The following is a 19,735-nucleotide window of genomic DNA, read 5'->3' as shown; positions in this document are numbered from 1 at the left end:
ACCCCATGCCGACCTTCTCCAGCAAGCGCCGCGTCCGGCACTCGCCGGCCAACATGTTCGACCTCGTGGCGGACGTGGAGAAATACCCGCTGTTCCTGCCGCTCTGCGAAGACCTGCGGGTGCGACGACGCGCGGCGGCCGGCGACAACGGCGTCGAGAGCCTCGTGGCCGACATGACCGTGGGCTACAAGGCGGTCCGCGAGACCTTCACGAGCCGCGTCACCCTCGAGCGGCCGAGGCTCCGCATCAATGTGGAGTACGTGGACGGGCCGTTCCGGTACCTGGAGAACCGCTGGACCTTCCACGAGGCGCCGGGCGGCTGCGAGGTGGAGTTCTTCATCACCTACGAGTTCCGCAGCTTCGCGCTCGGCGTGCTGATGGGCGCCATGTTCGACCGCGCCTTCCGCAAGTTCTCGGAGGCCTTCGAGCGCCGGGCCGACGAGGTCTACGGGCGGGCCTGAGCGGCCTCCTCCAGGAGCCCGAGCGCATCCGCCACGGCACGGCGCCTGATCTCGGCGCGCCCGAGATCGCCGTAGCGCCGCTCCAGATGGCGGGTCTCGCCGCCCCGCTCCGCAAGCCCGAAATGGACGAGCCCCACGGGCTTTTCCCCGCTGCCGCCTCCCGGGCCCGCGATGCCCGTGATCGCCACCGCGAGATCGGCCCGCGATCGGGCGAGCGCGCCCTCCGCCATGGCCCGCGCCACGGGCTCGCTTACGGCGCCATGCGCCTCGATGAGCGCCATCGGCACCCCGATCGCCTCCGCCTTCGCCTCGTTCGAATAGGTGACGAAGCCGCGCTCCACCACGGCCGAGGAGCCCGGCACCTCCGTGAGCAGGCCCGCCACGAGGCCGCCGGTGCAGGACTCGGCGGTCGCGATCATGAGGCGCTTGGCCTTGCACAGGTCGAGGAGGGCGGCGGCGCGGGGGAGGAGGTCTTGCATCGGGGAAGGGTGGCAGAGGGGAGGGCGGTTGTCACGGGGAAGCCCCCCTCTCCCAGAGGGAGAGGGGTTGGGGGGTGAGGGGGTACGACGTGGATCCAGGGTATCTCTAACTCCCTCATGCTGAGGTGCCCTGCGGAGCAGGGCCTCGAAGCACGCAGGACGCTGCCACAGCCCTCCAGAAATCCCTGGAGCGCCCTTCGAGGCCCACCTGCGGTGGGCACCTCAGGACGAGGGGCGAGGGGCGAGAGTGGGATCGACAGGTTGGGGAGATCCCTGGTTTCAGGTGGTACCCCCTCACCCCCGGCCCCTCTCCCCATGGGAGAGGGGAGGCCGCCTCACCCCGCCTGCAGCAGCTTCACCGCCGCGTCCCGCTCGAACATGTACAGCAGCACCCGCAGCGCCCGCCCGCGCTCGCTCACGAGGCGGTCGTCGCGTTCCATCACGAGGCGGGCGTCGTCGCGGGCGGCGGCCAGGAGGTCGCCGTCGATGTCGAGGCGGGCGAGGCGAAAGCCCGGCAGGCCGGACTGGCGGGTGCCGAGGATCTCGCCCTCGCCGCGCAGCTTGAGGTCCTCCTCCGCGATGCGAAAGCCGTCCTCCGTCTCACGCATGGTCTCGAGCCGCGCGCGGGACACCTGGCCGAGCGGCCCCTTGTAGAGGAGGAGGCAGGTGGAGGAGGCGGCGCCGCGGCCGATGCGGCCGCGCAGCTGGTGGAGCTGGGCAAGCCCGAAGCGCTCGGCGTGCTCGATCACCATCACGGTGGCCGCCGGCACGTCGACGCCCACCTCGATCACGGTGGTCGAGACGAGGATCTTCGTCTGGGCGCTCGTGAACCGCTCCATGGCGAGATCCTTCTCGCGGCCCGGCATCTTGCCGTGGATGAGGCCGACCTCCTCCCCGAAATACTGCTTCAAGTCCTCGAACCGGTCCTCGGCCGCCGCGAGGTCGACGACCTCGGACTCAGCGATGAGCGGGCAGACCCAGTAGACGAGCTGGCCCGCCTGAATCGCCCGCCCGATCGCGGCCACGACCTCGTCGAGGCGGTCGTTGGAGACCAGGCGCGTGGTGATGGGCTTGCGGCCGGCGGGCTTCTCGTCGAGCACCGACACGTCCATGTCGCCAAAGTAGGTGAGCGCCAGGGTGCGGGGGATGGGGGTCGCCGTCATCACCAGGATGTCGACGGACTCGCCCTTGGCGCCGAGCGCCAGACGCTGGTGGACGCCGAAGCGGTGCTGCTCGTCCACCACCGCGATGCCCAAATCCTTGAACCCGATGCCCTCCTGGAACAGCGCATGGGTGCCGACCACGATATGGATCGCTCCCGATTCCAGCCCGGCCAGCGTCGCGCGCCGCTCCGCCGCCCGGTCGCGGCCGGTGAGGAGCGCCACCTCCAGGCCCACGGCGCGCGCCATGGGGCCGATGCGCTCGTAATGCTGGCGGGCGAGGATCTCGGTGGGCGCCATCATGGCGGCCTGGCGCCCGGCTTCCACCGCGCTCGCCATGGCGAGAAGCCCCACCACCGTCTTGCCGGCGCCCACATCACCCTGGAGGAGGCGCAGCATGCGCTTGTCGGCCATGAGGTCGCCGCGGATCTCGGCGAGCGCCCGGGCCTGCGCACCCGTGAGGCTGTAGGGCAGGCCGTTGATCAGGGCGTCGACGAGGTGCCCGTCGCCCGCGTTCGTGCGGCCGGGAAGGCGGCGCATGCGGTTTCGCACCATGGCGAGGGCTAGCTGCGAGGCGAGGAGCTCGTCATAGGCCAGGCGCCGGCGCGCGGGGTTCTTGTCGGATTCCTCAGGCGGCGCATCGCTCGCCTGGTGGACGGCGCGAAGCGCGTCGGCGAAGGGCGGCAGGTTGTTCTTGGCAAGCCACGCCGCGTCCTGCCACTCGGGCATGGCGGGGAGCGTCCCGAGCGCCGTGCCGACGAACTTCGCGATGAGCCGCGAGGTCAGCCCCTCCGTCTGGCCGTAGACCGCCTCGACGGTGGGCAGCGCCGCGAAGGCGGCCTCGTCGAGGATGCGGTCCGGATGCACCATCTGGCGCCGGCCGTCCCACTGCTCCAGCTTGCCCGAGATGAAGCGCGTCGTGCCCACCGGCAGCAGCTGCTGGATCCGGGCGCGGGGCATCTTGAAGAAGACGAGCGACACGTCGCCCGTGTCGTCCTCGACCAGCACCCGGTAGGGCGCCTTCGGCCGGTCGAAGGGGGCGGGCTGGTGATGGACGACGCGCACGCGAAGCGTCACGGCCTCGCCCGGCGGCGCCTCGGCGATGGAGCCCTTGAGCGCCCGCGAGATCCCGGCATGCGGCAGATGGAAGAGAAGATCGAGCACGCGCGCGGGCCGGTTCGGCTCGGCGAGCAGCCGGTCGAGGAGCGCGACGACCTTCGGCCCGACGCCGGTCAGCGTCGAGACGGGAGCGAAAAGTGGGTCGAGGATGGAGGGACGCAGGGACATCGGTTCGGGTGGCGTTCCGCCGTGAGGCGTCTATATAGCCCAGCACGGGGACCGATGCGACGGTCCCGTTTTGTTCTCCCCGCGATTTTGCGATCGCCGCGACCATCCGCCATCCGCGAGGCACGACATGACCGGCACCTCCCGCTCCAGCGCAGACCTCGACCCGCGCCGCCGCAAGGTTCTCTTCCGCTCCTGGCACCGAGGCATGCGCGAGATGGACCTGCTCATGGGCCAGTTCTCGGACGCCGAGATCGGCACCATGTCGGACGGGGACCTCGACGATTTCGAGCTCCTGATCGAGGTCCCCGACCGCGACCTCCTGGCCTGGCTCACGGACGAGGCCGAGACGCCGTCGAACTACGACACGGCGGTGTTCCGGAGGTTGAAGGCGTTCCACACGCATCAGGGCCCGATCAACGTGTGACGACTTCCCCCTCCCCCTTGCGGGGAGGGGTTAGGGGTGGGGGGCGGGACGCGAGAGGTCTCGGTGCAGGAGAAGCCTGTACGGGCCTGCGTTCTCCCTGCTTCTCCTCCAGCTCCGACTTTTCGACCCCCACCCCCAACCCCTCCCCACAAGGGGGAGGGGAGTTGCCGAACCGCTTTTCTCTCCACGCGTTTGAGACCCCATGGCTACTCCGCTCGCCCGCGCCCTCGACGCCCTCAAGAAGGGCGACAGCCTCACCCTCGCCGGCGTCCCGGACGGCTATGACGCGCTCGTCCTCGCCGACCTCGCCCGCGGGTTGAAGGGCAGCGCCGATGGCGCCGCCGTTCTCGTCCATGTGGCCCGCGACGGGCAGCGGCAGCAAGCGCTGGCGGGAGCGCTCGGCTTCGTCGCGCCCGAGATCGAGGTGATGACCTTCCCGGCCTGGGACTGCCAGCCCTACGACCGCGTGTCGCCGACCACGGGCGTGTCGGCCCAGCGCATGACGACGCTCGCCCGGCTGGCGCGCACGCGCACCTCGGAGGAGCGCCCGCGCATCCTCTCCACCACGGTCAACGCGCTGCTCCAGCGCGTGCCGCCGCGCGCCTTCATCGCCAAGGAGACGTTCTCGGCGGCGCCCGGCAACGCCATCGCCATGGACGGGATCGTCGCCTGGCTGGAGGTGAACGGCTTCATGCGCACCGGCACCGTGCACGACACGGGCGAGTACGCGGTGCGTGGCGGCATCCTCGATCTCTTCGCGCCGGGCCTGCCCGCCCCCGTGCGCCTCGACTTCTTCGGCGACACGCTGGAATCGATCCGCGTGTTCGATCCCGAGACCCAGCGCACCACCGCGCAATTGCGCGCCCTCGACCTCGTGCCCATGAGCGAGGCCCAGCTCACGACCGAGACGATCCGGCGCTTCCGGCAAGCCTACGCGGTCCAGTTCGGCGCGCCGACCCGCGACGACCGGCTCTACGAATCGGTGAGCGAGGGCCGGCGCTATGCGGGCCTGGAGCACTGGCTGCCCCTGTTCTACGACCGCCTCGACACGCTGCTCGATTATTGCCCCGGGGTGCCGGTCGTGTTCGAGGCGGCGGTGGAGGACGCGGCGGGCGAGCGGCTTGCCACCATCCAGGACTATTACGACGCCCGTCGCTCCGCGATGGACGACAAGCAGCCCGGCGTCGCGCCCTACCGCCCGCTGCCGCCCGATGCGCTCTACATGGCGCCGGGGGAATGGGCCGAGCGGGTGGCCGATCTCGGCCTCGCGCGTACGACCCCCTTCGCGGTGCCGGAGACGAGCGGGCGCCTCGTGGCGGATTTCGGCGGGCGCCAGGGGCGCAACTTCATCGCCGAGCGCGAGGCGGAGGACGCCAACGTGTTCGCGGCCGCCGTGGAGCACGTGCGGGCGCTCCAGGCCGCGGGGCGGCGCGTGATGCTCGCCTCCTGGTCCGAGGGCTCCCGCGAGCGCCTCGCCACGGTGCTCGGCGATCACGGGCTCACGCAGGTGAAGCCCGTGCGCAGCCTCAAGGAGGCCGCGGCGCTCAAGAGCCACGAGGTCGCCTCAGCGGTGCTCGGCATCGAGGCGGGGTTCGAGGTGGGCGACCTTGCCGTGGTGGCCGAGCAGGACATCCTCGGCGACCGGCTGGTGCGGGCCAAGCGCAAGGCGCGACGCGCCCAGGACGTGCTCACCGAGGTGGCGGCGCTGACCCCCGGCGACGTGATCGTCCACGCCGACCACGGCATCGGCCGTTTCGTGGGCCTGAAAACCATCGAGGTGGCGAACGCGCCGCACGACTGCCTGGAGATCCACTATGCCGGCGGCGACCGGCTTTTCCTGCCTGTCGAGAACATCGAGCTCCTGACGCGCTACGGCTCGGAGGACACGGAGGTCCAGCTCGACAAGCTCGGCGGCGGGGCCTGGCAGGCCCGCAAGGCCAAGATGAAGAAGCGCATCCGCGAGATGGCGGGCGCGCTGATGAAGGTGGCGGCCGCGCGCATCCTGAAGGAGGCGCCCAAGCTCCCCATCCCAGACGGGCTCTACGACGAGTTCGCCGCGCGCTTCCCCTACGAGGAGACCGACGACCAGCTCAACGCCATCGACGCCACCTTGAGCGATCTCGCATCCGGCCGCCCGATGGACCGGCTGGTCTGCGGCGACGTGGGCTTCGGCAAGACCGAGGTCGCCCTGCGCGCGGCCTTCACCACCGCCATGGCGGGCAAGCAGGTGGCGGTGGTGGTGCCGACGACGCTGCTCGCGCGCCAGCACTTCCGGAACTTTTGCGACCGCTTCAAGGGCCTGCCCGTGAAGATCGCGCAGGCCTCGCGCTTCGTGCCCGCGGCCGAGATGCGCGAGGTGAAGAAGGGCATCACGGACGGCACCGTCGACATCGTGGTGGGCACCCACGCGCTTCTCGGCAAGGGCATCCAGTTCCGCGACCTCGGTCTCATCATCGTCGACGAGGAGCAGCATTTCGGCGTCTCGCACAAGGAGCGCCTCAAGGAGCTGCGGGCCGAGGTCCACGTCCTGACGCTCACCGCGACGCCGATCCCCCGCACGCTCCAGCTCGCGCTCACCGGCGTGCGCGAGCTCTCCATCATCGCGACGCCCCCGGTGGACCGCCTCGCGGTGCGCACCTTCGTGACGCCCTTCGATCCCCTTGCCATCCGCGAGGCCCTCTTGCGCGAGCGCTATCGCGGCGGCCAAGCGTTCTACGTGGTGCCGCGCCTGGAGGACCTGCCCGAGGTGAAGACGTTCCTCGAGCGCGAGATGCCCGAGGCCAAGGTGGCGATCGCCCATGGGCAGATGGCGGCAGGCCAGCTCGAGGACGTGATGACCGCGTTCTACGAGGGCAAGTACGACATCCTGCTCTCGACCACGATCGTCGAGTCGGGCCTCGACATCCCCACCGCCAACACGCTCATCGTGCACCGGGCCGACATGTTCGGCCTGGCTCAGCTCTACCAGCTGCGCGGGCGCGTCGGCCGCTCCAAAACCCGCGCCTACGCCCTCTTCACGGTCCCCGCGAACCGGCAGCTCACGGTGCAGGCGGAGCGCCGCCTCAAGGTGCTCCAGACCCTCGACACGCTCGGCGCCGGCTTCCAGCTCGCCTCCCACGACCTCGACATCCGCGGCGCGGGCAACCTGCTCGGCGAGGAACAGTCGGGGCACATCAAGGAGGTCGGCTACGAGCTCTATCAGCAGATGTTGGAAGAAGCCGTGGCGGCGCTGAAGGAGGGTGTCGAGGAGCCCCTGGAGGACCAGTGGTCCCCCACCATCGCGGTGGGCGCGCCGGTGATGATCCCGGAGGCCTACGTTCCCGATCTCGGGCTGCGGCTCGGGCTCTACCGGCGCCTCGCGACGCTCGACACCGACGCCGAGATCGACGCCTTCGGGGCCGAGCTCGTGGACCGCTTCGGCGAGAAGCCCCGGGAGGTCGACCAGCTCCTGCGCATCATGGCGATCAAGGCCCTGTGCCGCCGCGCCAACGTGGAGAAGGTCGAGGGCGGGCCGAAGGGCATCATCGTCTCCTTCCGCGACAATTCCTTCGCCAACCCCGCAGGCCTCGTGGCCTTCGTCGCCGAGCAGGGCAAGCTTGCGAAGGTCCGCCCCGACATGCGCGTGGTGTTCGTGCGCGACGTGGAGGACCTCGACGACCGCCTCAAGGCCGCGACGTCGATCATGCGCAACATGGTGCGGATCGCGGAACGCAAGAAGGCGGCGTGATGGGGGCTACTCCCCTCTCCCATGGGGAGAGGGGTCGGCGGCGAGAGGTTGGACGCTGATCCAGCGGTCTCCCTACCCCCTCATGCTGAGGAGCCTGCACCAGCAGGCGTCTCGAAGCACGCAGGACGCTGCCACAGCCTGGGGGAGATCCCTGGAGCGCCCTTCGAGGCCTTGCTTTGCAGGGTGCCTCAGGACGAGGGTGAGGATGGGGTGAGCGGGAGTCGGAGATCGCTGGATGCCCGTGGTACCCCCTCACCCCCGGCCCCTCTCCCCCTGGGAGAGGGGAGGCGCGCTCACTCCGCCTTGGAGGACGCGACGTGGGCCTGGAGCGCGGCCGCGTAGCCGCCGCCGACGCTGCGGGCGGCGGGGTCGACGACGATGACGGGGATGTTGCTCGTCGCTTCGAGCTTGCGCAGGCGGCGGGCGAGGTCCTGGAAGAGCTTGTAGTTGGGGTGCCCGTGGCTGCGGGGCATCTGGAGCAGGATCGCGGTGGGCGAGGGCAGGATCGCGAGAACTTCCTCGGTGGTCTCCAGGGAGGTGGTCACGCTGGCGAAGCCGAGCTCGGCGAGCTCCGCCGAGAGGGCATGATCCGCGCTACGCTCACCGTCATCCACGACGAGAACCTTGTAGAACTCGCTCATGTCGATGTCCTGCGATCCGCTGCACAAACGAGAGAAGAACCCGTGGTGCTCCAACGCCGAGACCGCCGAACGGTTCCTTCAGGCTTGACCATTTCGGCGCCTTGCGGCGCCGCGTAAACGGCGCCGGCGCGGCTCAGCCGACGCCGATCACGATGCCTGCGAAGACCTCCGCCTTGAAGCCCGAGGAGCGCCACTCGCCGGGAGGCGTCGCGGGCCCGCTTTGCCCCCGTTCGAAGGACCTGATGTCGCAGGCGAGCCCCGCGACCTGGATCGCCCCGTCCGCGTCGGTGCGCACGCGCATGAGGTGCCGTGTCGGCGCGTTCGCGCCGGCGGGGTCGTCGGCGAGCGTCAGGGCGAACTGATCGCCGCGCCGCGCCCGGGCCACGAGGGCGAGCTCGTCGAGGGAGAGGATGTCCACCACGCGCCGTGCGAGCGGCGTCTTGGCGCGGAAGCGCACGGGCGCGTCGTGGACGAGGATGACGGAGCGGACGCTCGGCGGCAGCCCCGCCTTCGCGATATGCGGCTCCATCCAGCCCGGGGCCACGAGATGCGTGGGCATGGGGTGGCTCGGCTGGGCGAGGGCGTCCATGAGCATGCGGCCGTCGAAGAGGCCGTGATGCTCCAGGGCGGCGCCGCTCAGGAAGGAGGCGATCAGGCCCGTGGTGATGCCGCGATGGTCGTCGGGCGCGAGGAGGCTGAGGATGCGCTCGCCCGCCTCGATCTTCGCGGCCACCAGAACCGTGACGGCCGCCGCCACCGTCGAGCGGAACGGGCGGAAGACCGGGTGGCCGGCACCCGCTCGCCGCGAGAACGTGACGAGGCCCGTCTCGCGCCCGTCCGCGAGCGGAACGGGACGGGACGAGGGGGCATCGCCCGAGCCGAGGATCACCCGGTCGAGATCGATGACGCCGTCGGGCACCAGCGGGCCGAAGGCGCAGAGGAAGCGCAGGCCGAAATAGCGCGAGGCGAGGCGGCAGAAGGTCTCGGCCGGCCGCTGCTCGCCGATCACGCCCTGCGTCACCACGGCCTGCACGTTCGCGGCCTCCAGACCCGCCGCGAGCTCGTCGTCGGACCAGCCCGCAGGCAGCAGGCAGGGTGTGAGGCCCGCTTCCTCGACGGCGAGGAGCGACAGGCACGCCTCGGAGCCGCCGGGCAGGCAAAGGCCTACCACCGCGCCCGGCGCGAGCCCGAGCCCCGCGAAGAAGGCGGCAAGGCGTCGGCGGATCTCGTCGGCGGTGCTGTAGGTCCAGGCGATGCGCGGGCGACCGCTCCAGTCCTCGCGGCCGGGCTGGTCGAGGAGCGCCAGGCGCTCGGGATGGCGCAGCGTCGCCGCCGAGACCAGCCCCGACAGGCGCATCGCCTCCCAGGCGAGGTCGGGCGCGTCGTCGTGCCCTTTGTCGACGGGCGGCTTCATCGCGGCGGTCGCGTTCATGCTCGGTCGGTCCGATGCCTGATGGGATGACGGGGCAACATGATGCTGGATCACGGGGATTCGCGCCACCACAGCTCGACGGGGACCCCGAGGAGCGGGCGGTGGACGGGCTTGCGCAGGCCCGCGTCGAAGGCGAGCCACTGGTCCGGCAGGTTGAAGAGGGGCACGACGTAGAAGCCCGCCAGCAGCAGCCGGTCGAGGGCCCGCACGGCGTCGACGAAGGCGGCCCGGGTCTCGGCGGCGAGCATCGCGTCGATGACACGGTCGACCGCGGGCTCGCGCACGCCCGCGTAGTTGAGCGATCCCGAGCGCTCGGCCGCGGCGGGGCTCCAGCGGTTGCGCTGCTCGTTCCCCGGCGACAGGGAGGCGGCCCAGGTCCATTGCACCACATCGAAGTCGAACGAGGTGAGGCGACGCCAATATTGCACGTCGTCGACCACCCGGACCCGCGCCGTGACGCCGATGCGCGCTAGCGATCCGGCATAGTTGAGCGCCAGGCGCTCCTGCGCCCGGTTGGTCACGAGGATCTCGAAGGAGAGGGGCTCGCCGGTGTCGCGCCGCCGAAGCGTCCCGTTCTGCAGCCCGAAGCCCGCCTCGCCCAGAAGCCGCAGGGCCTCGCGCGCCGCCGCACGGTCTCCGCCGCTGCCGTCGGAACCCGGCGGGAGCCACCGCCCCTCCATCACGTCGTCGCGGATCGCCACGCCCTCCAGGAGGCGCCGCTCCTCGGCTGAGGCGGGCTGACCCGTGCTCGCGAGGTCGGAGCCCTCGAAATAGCTCGCGGTACGCCGCATGGCGGCGAAGTAGAGATTGCGGTTCACCCAATCGAAATCGAATAGGAGGCTCAAGGCCTCGCGTACCCGCGCGTCGGAGAGGAGAGGCCTGCGCGTATTGAGCACGAAGGCGTTCATGCCCTTGGGCGTGCGCACCGGCACGGCCTCGCGGCGGATGCGGCCCTCGCGCGCGAGGGCGAAATCGTAGCCCGTGCTCCAGCGGGCCGGGTCGTTCTCGACGCGAAGGTCGTAGAGGCCGGCCTTGAACGCCTCGAGCAGCGTGTTGGCGTCGCGGTAGAAGTCGTAGCGGATCTCGTCGAAATTGTTGAGGCCTCGCCCCGTGGGGAGGTCGGCGCCCCAATAGTCGGGCCGGCGCGTCAGGGTCACCCGCTCGCCGGGGCGGACCTCGCTCACGGCATAGGGCCCCGAGCCGACCATGGGCTTGAGGGTGTTCTCCTCGAAGCTCTCCGAATCGGTCGCGTGGGCGGGGAAGATGGGCATGAGGCCGATGAGGAGCGGCAGCTCGCGGTCGCCCGAGTCCGGCATGTCGAAGCGGATCGTCTGGTCGTCGATCACCTCCACCGAGGCGACGCCGGCGAAGCTCGCGCGGTGGAACGGCTTGCCGCGGCTGCGCAGGAGCTCGAAGGAGAACGCCACATCCCGGGCCGTGAGGGCTACGCCGTCGGAGAAGCGGGCACGCGGGTCGAGGCGGAAGGTGGCGCGGCTGCGCCCGGCGTCGATCTCGACCGCGTTCGCCACGAGGCCGTAGAGCGTGAAGGGCTCGTCCAGCGAGCGCACCATGAGGCTCTGGAGCACGAAGCGGGACACGGCGTCGGGCGCGACGCCCTTCACGACGTGGGGGTTGAGGCCGTCGAAGGTGCCGGGCAGGCCGAGCACGAGGCGCCCGCCCTTCGGGGCTTCCGGATCGGCGTAGGGAAAATGACTGAAACCCGGGGGCAGGGCGGGCTCGCCGTGCATGGCGAGCCCGTGCGTCGGCTGGCCCGCGGCGGCCGGTGGGCCGGGCAGGAGGGCGAGCACGAGGGCGATCGCGCGAAGGATGGGCTGCGCGAAGCGTCGCATGACGGGGACCGCGTTGATTCGACGGTGCACCGTATCATGCCGGATGGTTTCAGCTTGTGACTGGAAAGCCGCGCTCGGTCGGGCTAAACAGCCGGCGCTCGCGTCATGTGTTCGCCGTATTCGGTGAAGAGTAGCGTGCGACGCGCACCACACGGATCGCACCAAGAGCGCGACCATCACCGATCGAAACGATCGAACGACACCAAGAAGGACGTATCGACATGTCATCCACGACACGTCTCGCGCGCTTGCGGGGCTCCACGACGATCCTGGCCGCGGCGGCTCTCGCCGCCGGCCTCCTCGCGCCGCTGGCCGCTTCGGCCCAGGGCAACCCGCCCGCTCCGCGCTCGGGCCAGCGCCCGGCGCAGACCCCGGCCCAGCCTGCCGCCCCCGCTCCGGCGCCTGCGGCCCCCGCCGCCCCCGGCGGCGCGGCCGGCGCCGCGGGTGCCGGCAGCGGCCCCAGCATCGTCACCGTGAAGGCCGAGCCGTCGCAGCCCGAGTGGACGAAGGTCTGCGGCCGCGACCAGGCCCAGAACGCCGAGATCTGCTACACGACCCGCGACTTCGTCTCCGACCAGGGCCAGCCCGTCCTCGCGGTGGCCGTCTACGACGTGAAGACCGCGCAGCCGCAGCGCATCGTGCGCTTCCTGATGCCGCTGGGGCTCCTGCTCCAGCCCGGCATCCGCTTCGCCCCGGACAACACCCAGGCGACCCCGGGCCGCTACGCGATCTGCTTCCCGAACGGCTGCTTCGCCGAGGGGCCCGTGTCGAACGACGCGCTCGCCGCGCTCAAGAAGGGCACCACGCTCAACGTGAGCGTCCAGAACCAGGTCGGCCGCGAGGTCACCTTCGCGGTGCCGCTCGCCGGCTTCGGCAAGGCCTTCGACGGCGCGGCGATCGACCCGAAGGTGCTCGAGGAGCAGCAGCGCAAGCTCCAGGAGGAGCTCGAGAAGCGCTCCGACGAGCTGCGCAAGCGCCTGGAGAGCAGCGCCGGCGGCGCTGCCGCCCCCGGCGCCCCGGCGCCCGCTCCCCGCTGATCCCTGGATCGCTCGACCTGAAAGACGCCGGGCCCAGCGCCCGGCGTTTTCGTATCCGGACCCGGATCAGGGCCGCGCGCCCTCCCCGAAGAAGGCGGCGAGCTCCGCGGCCACCTCGTCGGGCAGCTCCTCGGCGAGGTAGTGGCCTCCCGGCAGCGCCCGCCCGCGCACGTCCGCCGTGCGCTCGCGCCACAGGGCCAACACGTCGAAGCAGGCATGGACGGCGCCGTGCTCGCCCCAAAGCGCGAGGAGCGGCATCGGCAGGCGGGACGCGCCGTCCGCGTCGTCGTGGGCGATGTCGATGGAGGCGGCGGCCCGGTAATCCTCGCAGCTGGCGTGGATCGCGGCCGGGTCGCGAAAGCAGCGCAGGTACTCGGCGAGCGCCCGCTCGTCGAAGGGCGCCAGGCCTGCGCGTCCCGATCCGCATTTCTTGAGCCAATAGGCGTCGGGATCCGCGCCGATCATGCGCTCGGGGAAGGGCGCGGGCTGGATCAGGAAGAACCAGTGCCAATAGGCGCGGGCGAACGCGTCGTTCGTGTCGCGGTACATCTCGCGGGTCGGCGCGATGTCGAGAACCGCAAGGCGCTCCACCCGGTCCGGATGATCGGCGGCGAGCCGGTGGCCGACGCGCCCGCCCCGATCATGGCCCGCGACGTGGAAGCGCTCGAACCCCAGGAGAGCCATAAGCGCCACCATGTCGCCCGCCATGGCGCGCTTCGAATAGGGGGCGTGATCCACGGTGGACGGCGGCTTGCCGCTGCAGCCGTAGCCGCGCAGGTCGGCGCAGACCAGGGTGAAACGCTCCTGCAGGCGCCCGGCGACCGCGTGCCAGATGGCATGCGTCTGGGGATAGCCGTGGAGCAGGAGGAGCGGCGGTCCCGATCCGCCGATCGCGGCCCGGATCGTCGTCTCGGGGGTCGAGGCATCGACGACGCGAAAGCCGGGGAAGAGCGGGGAGGGCGGGCGATCGACGATCATGGGGGCTCCCGGCGCGCCGACGATGAGAGGAGTGCCTTGATCGCCGACGGCGCCGAATTCGGCAAGGATCCCACAGGTCCCAGGGGTCCGTTGCTTGATTGCCGCCGCGCCCCATGCACAAGTGTGCCGCAACACACAAAGAACGCGCAGGCGATGCGCGGCAGGGAGACGGCTCGATGGCTTCCGACGACAACACGATCAGCGTGGAGACACCGCGAGGGCCGGTTCGCGGGCCCCAGACGCTGGCGGCCGGGCTCGTGATGCTCGCGCTCGCCGGCATCGCCCTGTGGGCGCTGGGCGGGCTCTCGTCGGGCACCGCCCGCTCCATGGGCCCCGGCATGATGCCTCGCGGCCTCGCCTATATGGTGGCCGCCTGCGGCGTGCTCCTTCTCGTGTTCGGGATCATCCGCCAGAGCGACCCCATCGAGCGGTTCAGCATCCGCTCCCCGTTCTTCGTGCTCACGGGCATCCTCGCCTTCGCCCTCACGATCCGCGTCTTCGGTCTAGCGGTCGCCGGTCCCCTTTGCCTCATCATCGGCGGGCTCGCCACCCCGGACGCCCGGATCAAGGAGCTCGTCATCTTCGCGGCGATCATGACGGGCGTGTGCATCGCCCTGTTCCGCTACGCGCTGAACCTGCCGATGCCGATCCTGATCATCCCCAACGTGATCTATATCTGAGCGCCCGATGTCCGACATGTTCTCAAATCTCGGGCTCGGCCTCTCCGTCGCGCTCTCCCTGCAGAACCTGGCCCTCTGCTTCCTGGGCTGCCTCGTCGGCACCCTGATCGGCGTCCTGCCCGGCGTCGGGCCCATCGCCACCATCGCGATCCTGCTGCCCATCACCTTCGGCCTCGACCCGACGGGCGCGCTCATCATGCTGGCCGGGATCTATTACGGGGCGCAGTACGGCGGCTCGACGACCGCCATCCTCGTCAACCTCCCCGGCGAGGCGACCTCCGTCGTGACGGTGCTCGATGGCTACCAGATGGCCCGGCAGGGACGCGCCGGGGTGGCGCTCGGCATCGCGGCGCTCGGCTCGTTCTTCGCGGGCTGCGTCGCCACCGTGGCCATCGCGGCGCTCGGCGCGCCCCTCACGCGGCTCGCCCTGGTCTTCGGCCCGCACGAATATTTCTCGCTGATGGTGATGGGCCTGATCTTCGCGGTGGTGCTCGCGCGCGGCTCGATCCTCAAGGCCATCGCCATGATCTTGGCGGGCGTGCTCCTCTCCACGATCGGCACCGACCTCGAGACGGGCGAAAGCCGCATGACCTTCGGCCTCGACTTCCTGGCCGACGGCATCGACTTCGCGGTGCTCGCCATGGGCGTCTTCGGCATCGCCGAGATCCTGCGCAACCTGGACACGCCCGAGACCCGCGACGTGGTGCGCGCCAAGATCGGGCGGCTGCTGCCCGACCGCGACGACCTGCGCCAGTCCGCCATGCCGATCCTGCGCGGCACCGTGGTGGGCGGCGCGCTCGGCATCCTGCCGGGCAACGGCGCGGTGCTCGGGCCCTTCGCCTCCTACACCATGGAGAAGAAGCTCGCGAAGGATCCGCGCCGCTTCGGCCGCGGCGCCATCGAGGGCGTGGCCGGCCCGGAGGCGGCCAACAACGCGGGCGCGCAGACCTCGTTCATCCCGCTCCTGACGCTGGGCATCCCGCCGAACGCCGTGATGGCCCTGATGGTCGGCGCCATGACCATCCACGGGATCATCCCCGGCCCGCAGGTCATGACCAAGAACCCGAACCTGTTCTGGGGCATGATCGCCTCGATGTGGATCGGCAACCTGATGCTGCTCATCATCAACCTGCCGCTCATCGGGCTGTGGGTGAAGCTCCTGCAGGTGCCCTACCGGCTGCTCTTCCCCTCGATCCTGATGTTCTGCTGCATCGGCATCTACTCCATCAACAGCCAGCCCATCGACGTGATGTTCATCGCGTTCTTCGGCCTCGTCGGCTACACGCTGCTGAAGTTCGGCTTCGAGCCCGCCCCCATGCTGCTGGGCTTCGTGCTCGGCCGCCTCATGGAGGAGAACCTGCGGCGCGCCCTCATCATCGCCCGGGGTGACGCCTCGACCTTCCTGACCCGCACCATCGACACCACCGCCTTCGGCCAGCCCATCGGCATCCCGCTGAGCGGGATCCTGCTCGGCATCGCCGTGACGCTCCTGGTCATCGCGCTCCTGCCGAGCGTGCGAAAGGGCAGGGACGAGGTATTTACCGAATAAACAGGCCATGAAGCGGAGCGGCTTGCCTTCGCGCCGCTCCGCTCCATTTTAGCGGCACACGAAAAAAATCGGAGGAACTCATGAAGAAGCTTCTCGTCGGGATGGTTGCCGCGCTCGGTCTGTCGACGGGCGCCGCGCAGGCGCAGGGCGCCTATCCGGCCCGGCCCATCACCATGATCGTTCCCTTCGCGGCCGGCGGGCCGACGGACGTGGTGGCCCGCATCGTGGGCGAGCACATGTCCCGCACGCTCGGCCAGCAGATCGTGGTGGAGAACGTGGCAGGCGCGGGCGGGACCACGGGCATCACCCGCGGCGCCCAGGCGCAGGGCGACGGCTACACGATCATGATGGGCCACATGGGCACGCACGGCGCCGCGCCGGCCCTCTACCCGAACCTGCGCTATGACCCCGCGAAGGATTTCGCGCCCATCGGCCTCGCCGCTGGCACGCCGATCATCATCGTGGCGAAGAAGGACTTCCCGCCGGCGGACCTGAAGGGCTTCGTCGAGTACAGCAAGGCGAACGCCGCCAAGCTCAACGGCGCCCATGCGGGCGTGGGCTCGGTGTCCCATTCCACGGGCGTGCTCCTGAACTCGATCCTCGGCATCAAGCCGACCCTGGTGGCCTATCGCGGCACCGGCCCGGCGCTCAACGACCTCATGGCCGGCACGGTCGATTTCATGACCGACCAGATCGTCAACGTCGCGCCGCAGATCCAGGCGGGCACCATCAAGGCCTACGCGATCGCCACGCCCGAGCGCTCGCCGGCCCTGCCCGACGTGCCGACCACCAAGGAGGCCGGCCTGCCGAACTACGAGGTGAGCGCCTGGAACGCGATCTTCGCGCCCAAGAGCACCCCGAAGGAGGTGACGGCCAAGCTCGTCGACGCCCTCGACAAGGCGCTCGACGACGAGAACACCCGCAAGCGCCTCGTCGAGCTCGGCGGCGTCATCCCCTCCAAGACCGAGCGGACCCCCGACGCCCTCCAGAAGCTCGTCGAGAGCGAGGTCGCCCGCTGGACGCCCGTCCTCAAGGAGGCCGGCGCTACGGCGCAGTGACCCGGGCCGCACGGCACGATCCTCGACGGCGGGCCACGGCCCGCCGTTTCCACATCGAAGGCCTGCCCTTGCGCCATTAGGCCTTGAAAATGCCACCGGGGAGCGATAAACCCCGCCTCGCGTGCAGCCGTAGCTCAGTTGGTTAGAGCACCAGATTGTGGATCTGGGGGTCCCCCGTTCAAGCCGGGGCGGCTGTACCACTTATCTCCCAACAGTTTAGGCCTACTACGGTGCCCCGGGTTTCTCGGGGTTTTTGCGTTCAGGGTAACGCCTGGGGTAACACCGTTACCCCACCCTGGGCTACGGCGACCTCCAACGCGGCGAGCGTGAGCCGCTCGGCAGCTGTCCCGCTGGGGGAGGGGGCTGCGGTAAGCAAGGCAATCGAGGCTAGCGTCGTGACGTCTGCGGGCCCGCAACGCCGGTGCGCGACGACAGCCTCGGCTACCGCGTCAAGGCGCTCCGCAGCGGCTTGAGAGGCCGCCCAGGCGGCGTCGCGTGCTTCCCAGTCTCCGCAGGCCACCGCGGCTTCCTCGGCGTCCAGCGCGCCCTCCAAGGCGGTGCTGGCGGCGCGAGCGTCGTCCAAGAGGTCGGCGAGTGTTCTGGTCTGTTGATTCGTGCTGGTCATTGGTCTGCCCCGGAGTTGGACCGCCCCGGTTTCCGGGTGCGGCCGAGAGGAATGCGAAATGGTCGGCTTGGCGGGAGCCTAGTCCCACGGATCCCTAGCTCTGATGTGGTCGAGCACGGCCCGCACGAGCCGCTGGGCGACCGGGCCAGGCACCTGATCGAGAGCAACAAGCGCAAGGCTCGCCATGTGGCCTAAGCCCTCGGTGGTGACCGGCTTCAGGTCGGCCGCGACCTCGGCGCAGGCCGCTATCCTGGCGAGCAGCGTGGCCCTCTCGGAACGAGCCGCCTCGGTCTTCTTTTGGTCGCCGTCGCGGATCCCGTCAGCCTCGTCGTGGTGACCCTCAAGGCGGAACTGGCGTGCGGCTTGGGCCTCATAGCGAAGGCTGCGGATGACAATGTCCGCATGCTGCACGTAGCTCGGCGATGTGATAGGGACGTGTTCAGCCGTTCGCATAAGGGTTGCTCCTTTGCGGTGGTCAGGGCCGTGAGCGAGGCTGCCTCCTTGCTCCGGCCTGTCTTTTTGGTTAAACCTTAAAGAATGTTGATGTCAATTCCGGTTGAACCAAAAAAGAGAGGGCGCCCTCCAACGGGTGGTCGTGACCCGCTTGTGGGCTTCCGCGCTCCGCCCGAGATGCTTGCGACGCTGGACGCGTGGCGCGAGGCGCAGCCGGACAGACCGTCTCGGTCCGAGGCTATTCGCCGCCTAGTTGAGCGCGCTCTTAGCGTCGCCTGATACGACCAGCTGTGGCGTCGAGCGACACCGGGCGCGCGTGCCCAAGTCCCCCGGGCTGATGCTGGGCGTCGACCGTCTCGCCCTAAGCCGCTTCTTGCGCTTTAGCGAGGTGCAGCACAGTGCGCCGCCTACCCTATTGCAGCCCCTGGGACGATGCATAACGATCTTGCTTGCTGAGAGCGAGAGGTGAACATACAACGAACATGGAGTTCTGGGTCGTTCACAACGGCGAAGCTTCGTGGTAGGGTTTGCGCGACGAAAGTATAAGCGCGGGCACATGCAAGGACTGTGATGGCTCTCGCCGCCCCATACGACGCAAGAGTGGTCGCCAATCTAATCCTTGATATGGCGGAGGAGCGCGGCCTTGAGCTGACGCAGGTTTCATTACTCAAGATTTTGTATTTTTCCCACGGCTGGTTCTTAGCGCTCAACGATCGGCCGCTAATCAAGCAAGATTTCGAAGCTTGGAAGCATGGTCCTGTCGTCAAGGTCGTAAGAGACGAGTTCAAGCGCTTCGGCGGTGGGCCGATCTCTTCGCGTGCAACACGCCTGGATCTTCTTACCGGTTCACGCATTGAGGTTCCAGCGGTGGTAAGCGGAAGCGATTACGACTTCGTTCAAGCGATCTTTGACGAGTATCGCGGCTATAGTGCTTGGCAATTGTCGGATATGACGCACGAACGTGGTTCGCCATGGGATCGTATCTGGCACTCCAGCGAGCCACTAGGGCGCCTAGCACTTCGTATCCACAACGAAGACATAAAAAATCACTTCAGGCTTAGCGCGCGGCGAAGCGCTCCGCTATAGTTGCGCACGCAGGGGCAGGTTGAGCAGCTGATTGGAGACTTTTATGGCCGGACTGTCGCTTGTGAACGTCCAGGATTTTGCACGCGCAATGGGTCACGAGCCGACCCGAGCGACCCCAGAGACGGTTGCCGCGTTTCTTATGGACGAGTACCTCCGCCGCCGCGGCGGCACATTTAACTACAACCCGGCGACTAACGTGCTGTTCGAGCTATTCAGGGGCTCGATGACTGAGGAGCAGGCTTACCTGGCTTGCTTGACGACGGGCAATCCTAAAGGTCGCCCCTTCAACGCGGACGCGATTGCCCAGGTGTCGGGGTACGCCGCCGCGAATCCCTCGACCTGCTACCGGATCGGGTACGCTGCGATCGCCGTTGGCCGTGTGGGTGACCAGACCCTCTACGTAGCGATCAAAGCTCCGCTGGTGCGTGTCGTGCACAACGCGGCTCATGTCGTGATGCCGGGCTTTCGAATGTCGCACCGGCCGGTTGAGAGGCAGATCGACCTGGCGTGCTCCGTAGCACTCGCCAGCTTCGCGCGGGATGACTTCGCGGACGCCGATTTCGAGTACCTCTATGCAGGTCCGGGCCTGTCCGGGAAGCGAGAGTTCCGGGTCATCCATGGGCGGGACCGCAAAGTGTTCGATCGCGACGAAGTCGACGCACTGCTCGACGTCTATGTTAAAGGCGTCGCGCTCGTGACGGATGCCGGCGTCGAGGTCCGCGAGCCGAATCTCCGCGGGTACCAGATCATCGACCCCCGGCAGCCTGGCTTGTTCTGATCCGCCGCGGGAGAGATAGCCTCAATTTCG

General features: G+C 69.4%; 17 protein-coding genes and 1 tRNA gene. 10 read left to right on the top strand and 8 right to left on the bottom strand.

What is annotated here, in order from left to right; all coding sequences use genetic code 11:
* Positions 1-5: 5 nt before the first annotated feature.
* Positions 6-461 (top strand): type II toxin-antitoxin system RatA family toxin, encoded by a 456-nt coding sequence (locus tag F0L46_RS11965; RefSeq protein ID WP_149817781.1) that lies wholly within the window; start codon positions 6-8, stop codon positions 459-461.
* Here the strand turns inward: F0L46_RS11965 and F0L46_RS11960 are convergent.
* Together F0L46_RS11960 and recG are read right to left on the bottom strand one after the other, a co-directional pair.
* Positions 446-940, bottom strand: a complete 495-nt coding sequence (locus tag F0L46_RS11960; RefSeq protein WP_149817779.1) for a CinA family protein — start codon at positions 938-940, stop codon at positions 446-448. The genes F0L46_RS11965 and F0L46_RS11960 overlap by 16 nt on opposite strands.
* A gap of 335 nt (positions 941-1,275) precedes the next feature.
* Complete coding sequence (gene recG / locus F0L46_RS11955) at positions 1,276-3,387, bottom strand: ATP-dependent DNA helicase RecG (protein ID WP_149817777.1); 2,112 nt, start codon at positions 3,385-3,387, stop codon at positions 1,276-1,278.
* A gap of 127 nt (positions 3,388-3,514) precedes the next feature.
* Here recG and F0L46_RS11950 point away from each other — a divergent pair, with 127 nt between their 5' ends.
* Together F0L46_RS11950 and mfd are read left to right on the top strand one after the other, a co-directional pair.
* On the top strand, positions 3,515-3,811 hold the full coding sequence (locus F0L46_RS11950) for an FAD assembly factor SdhE (protein ID WP_149817775.1): 297 nt from the start codon (positions 3,515-3,517) through the stop codon (positions 3,809-3,811).
* A 202-nt stretch (positions 3,812-4,013) separates the two neighbouring features.
* Positions 4,014-7,538 (top strand): transcription-repair coupling factor, encoded by a 3,525-nt coding sequence (mfd, locus tag F0L46_RS11945; protein WP_149817773.1) that lies wholly within the window; start codon positions 4,014-4,016, stop codon positions 7,536-7,538.
* Between the two features lie 293 nt (positions 7,539-7,831).
* On the opposite strand, the gene F0L46_RS11940 is transcribed toward mfd, so the two are convergent.
* The 3 genes from F0L46_RS11940 to F0L46_RS11930 form a co-directional block, all read right to left on the bottom strand.
* Entirely contained in the window at positions 7,832-8,179 is a 348-nt protein-coding gene (locus tag F0L46_RS11940; RefSeq protein ID WP_149817771.1) for a PleD family two-component system response regulator, read from the bottom strand.
* A 133-nt stretch (positions 8,180-8,312) separates the two neighbouring features.
* A complete protein-coding gene (locus F0L46_RS11935) occupies positions 8,313-9,611 on the bottom strand; it encodes an AMP-binding protein (RefSeq protein WP_149817769.1) in 1,299 nt (432 codons plus the stop codon).
* Positions 9,612-9,661: 50 nt separating this feature from the next.
* Positions 9,662-11,461, bottom strand: a complete 1,800-nt coding sequence (locus tag F0L46_RS11930; protein WP_149817767.1) for an extracellular solute-binding protein — start codon at positions 11,459-11,461, stop codon at positions 9,662-9,664.
* Positions 11,462-11,682: 221 nt separating this feature from the next.
* Between F0L46_RS11930 and F0L46_RS11925 the strand changes: the two genes are divergently transcribed.
* On the top strand, positions 11,683-12,498 hold the full coding sequence (locus tag F0L46_RS11925; RefSeq protein ID WP_149817765.1) for an invasion associated locus B family protein: 816 nt from the start codon (positions 11,683-11,685) through the stop codon (positions 12,496-12,498).
* Between the two features lie 66 nt (positions 12,499-12,564).
* Here F0L46_RS11925 and F0L46_RS11920 read toward each other — a convergent pair whose 3' ends face one another.
* On the bottom strand, positions 12,565-13,476 hold the full coding sequence (locus F0L46_RS11920) for an alpha/beta fold hydrolase (RefSeq protein WP_149817763.1): 912 nt from the start codon (positions 13,474-13,476) through the stop codon (positions 12,565-12,567).
* A 176-nt stretch (positions 13,477-13,652) separates the two neighbouring features.
* On the opposite strand from F0L46_RS11920, the gene F0L46_RS11915 reads away from it, so the two are divergent.
* From F0L46_RS11915 to F0L46_RS11900, 4 genes are all read left to right on the top strand, one after another.
* Complete coding sequence (locus tag F0L46_RS11915; RefSeq protein WP_149817761.1) at positions 13,653-14,156, top strand: tripartite tricarboxylate transporter TctB family protein; 504 nt, start codon at positions 13,653-13,655, stop codon at positions 14,154-14,156.
* 7 nt (positions 14,157-14,163) lie between these two features.
* On the top strand, positions 14,164-15,705 hold the full coding sequence (locus F0L46_RS11910; RefSeq protein WP_149817759.1) for a tripartite tricarboxylate transporter permease: 1,542 nt from the start codon (positions 14,164-14,166) through the stop codon (positions 15,703-15,705).
* Between the two features lie 101 nt (positions 15,706-15,806).
* Complete coding sequence (locus F0L46_RS11905) at positions 15,807-16,763, top strand: tripartite tricarboxylate transporter substrate-binding protein (protein ID WP_240539975.1); 957 nt, start codon at positions 15,807-15,809, stop codon at positions 16,761-16,763.
* 123 nt (positions 16,764-16,886) lie between these two features.
* Positions 16,887-16,963 (top strand) — tRNA-His (locus tag F0L46_RS11900).
* Between the two features lie 59 nt (positions 16,964-17,022).
* Here F0L46_RS11900 and F0L46_RS11895 read toward each other — a convergent pair.
* Both F0L46_RS11895 and F0L46_RS11890 read right to left on the bottom strand, forming a co-directional pair.
* Positions 17,023-17,388 (bottom strand): hypothetical protein, encoded by a 366-nt coding sequence (locus tag F0L46_RS11895; protein ID WP_149817756.1) that lies wholly within the window; start codon positions 17,386-17,388, stop codon positions 17,023-17,025.
* A 78-nt stretch (positions 17,389-17,466) separates the two neighbouring features.
* Positions 17,467-17,841, bottom strand: a complete 375-nt coding sequence (locus tag F0L46_RS11890; protein ID WP_149817754.1) for a hypothetical protein — start codon at positions 17,839-17,841, stop codon at positions 17,467-17,469.
* Positions 17,842-18,411: 570 nt separating this feature from the next.
* On the opposite strand from F0L46_RS11890, the gene F0L46_RS11880 reads away from it, so the two are divergent.
* Together F0L46_RS11880 and F0L46_RS11875 are read left to right on the top strand one after the other, a co-directional pair.
* Positions 18,412-18,927, top strand: a complete 516-nt coding sequence (locus F0L46_RS11880) for a Panacea domain-containing protein (RefSeq protein WP_149817751.1) — start codon at positions 18,412-18,414, stop codon at positions 18,925-18,927.
* A gap of 43 nt (positions 18,928-18,970) precedes the next feature.
* Complete coding sequence (locus tag F0L46_RS11875) at positions 18,971-19,705, top strand: hypothetical protein (protein ID WP_149817749.1); 735 nt, start codon at positions 18,971-18,973, stop codon at positions 19,703-19,705.
* Positions 19,706-19,735: the final 30 nt, after the last annotated feature.

The organism is Salinarimonas soli (assembly GCF_008386575.1).
GTDB classification, from domain to species: domain Bacteria; phylum Pseudomonadota; class Alphaproteobacteria; order Rhizobiales; family Beijerinckiaceae; genus Salinarimonas_A; species Salinarimonas_A soli.
Note: the sequence above shows the minus strand (reverse complement) of the source record. Positions and strands in the feature narration are given on the sequence as shown.